Source organism: Plesiomonas sp. (genome assembly GCF_051650925.1).
Taxonomy (GTDB): domain Bacteria; phylum Pseudomonadota; class Gammaproteobacteria; order Enterobacterales; family CAMTGL01; genus Plesiomonas.
On sequence record NZ_JBOFRH010000217.1, the window covers coordinates 1 to 1,449 of the forward strand.

Annotated in this window: 1 protein-coding gene and 1 pseudogene; one reads left to right on the top strand and one right to left on the bottom strand. The window is 48.5% G+C overall.

The window, feature by feature from the left end:
- Nucleotides 1-195 (bottom strand): annotated as a pseudogene (locus ACRC27_RS05195) (transposase); the annotation flags it as partial.
- Between the two features lie 449 nt (nt 196-644).
- Between ACRC27_RS05195 and ACRC27_RS05200 the strand changes: the two are divergent.
- Nucleotides 645-1,449, top strand: an 805-nt coding sequence (locus tag ACRC27_RS05200; protein WP_438639348.1) for a potassium-transporting ATPase subunit KdpA, incomplete at its 3' end; no start/stop codon positions are given.

A 1,449-nucleotide genomic window follows, 5' to 3' on the forward strand; every position in this document is an offset into this window, starting at 1 on the left:
TCGTTGCTTGAGGCCGAGATCAGAAAACATCTGTTTGATCCTACGGTTCTCATCTTCAAATCCTTTGAGTCTTTAACATCTGATGCTTCCATATTTGGCCTTTCAGTTTTAATAAGCCGCATCGGATATGTCATATTCATGGCAGACGTCATTGACCTTCTGACCTGCCTCTACTTCCTTCAGAATCCTGACGATTTGTGTTTCTGTGTAGCGTGATTTTTCATCATGCGATCTACGTTTGTTTCACTGAAAACGGAAAGGCTCTAACTCATAGTTATTAGTTTTCTGGGGAGGGTTACAGCTTGGATATTGGCGCTGAATGTACAGGCGAACGAGGAGCCATCGCAATCATTCGGCTGCGTGTAAGACGGATAGTTTTATGTCCATTTAGGGTGTGAGCCCAGTGCCGGATGCTGTACGCAGCAGAGGAAAAAGGCCGTCATGCTTAAGATTTTACGCAAACTTTACGCGTAGCCCATCAGGCTTTATAGCCGCTTTACGCCACATTTTTATAGGCTTTAGGTGACCGATTTTTTTCGAATGGAGTCACTATGAATGAGCTTTATCTGTTGCTGTCTTTGGCGCTGGCCGGCTATCTGGTGCGAGCGCTTATTTGCTCGCATGAGTAAGGGAGCTAAATGATCATGTGGCAACTTTATGTTTTCCCTTCATTATTTTTACTTCTGCTTTTAGCCCCTGCGCCGTGGTTAGGCCGTTACATCTACCGTGTATTTGAAGGTCAGGTGCACTGGTTGGCGATGCCAGAGCGTTTAACCTTGGCGGCTTGTGGAACCGATGGCCGTGAGCAGGATTGGAAAAGTTATACCGTCAGTTTGCTGGCGTTCAATGTGGCTGGATTTACGCTGCTGTTCATCATTTTGATCGCGCAAGGGGTGTTACCGCTTAATCCAGAACAACTGCCGGGCATGAGTTGGCAAATGGCGTTCAATACTGCCGTTAGCTTTATGACTAACACCAACTGGCAGGCTTATTCTGGGGAAAGTGCGCTGTCTTATTTCAGCCAAATGGTGGGATTAACAACCCAAAACTTTGTGTCGGCAGCGACTGGCGCTTGTGTTGCGGTGGTGCTGTTCCGCGGGATTGCGCGTCAGCAAACCACTCATTTGGGCAATTTCTGGGTCGATCTGGTGCGTTTTTGCTTGTATGTCCTGCTACCTCTGGCGCTGATATTGGCGCTCATTCTGGTATGGCAAGGCGTGCCACAAACCTTATCGGCGTACTTACCTTTTACTGGGGTTACCGGTCAGGAGCAAGTTCTTCCGTTAGGCCCGGCGGCCTCACAGATTGCGATTAAACAGCTTGGGTCAAATGGTGGGGGCTTTTTTGGCATTAACTCGGCGCACCCGCTAGAAAACCCCACCGCGCTGAGTAATTGGTTTGAGATGGTTGCGCTGCTGTCTGTCGCGGTAGCCATGGTGTTCACTTTGG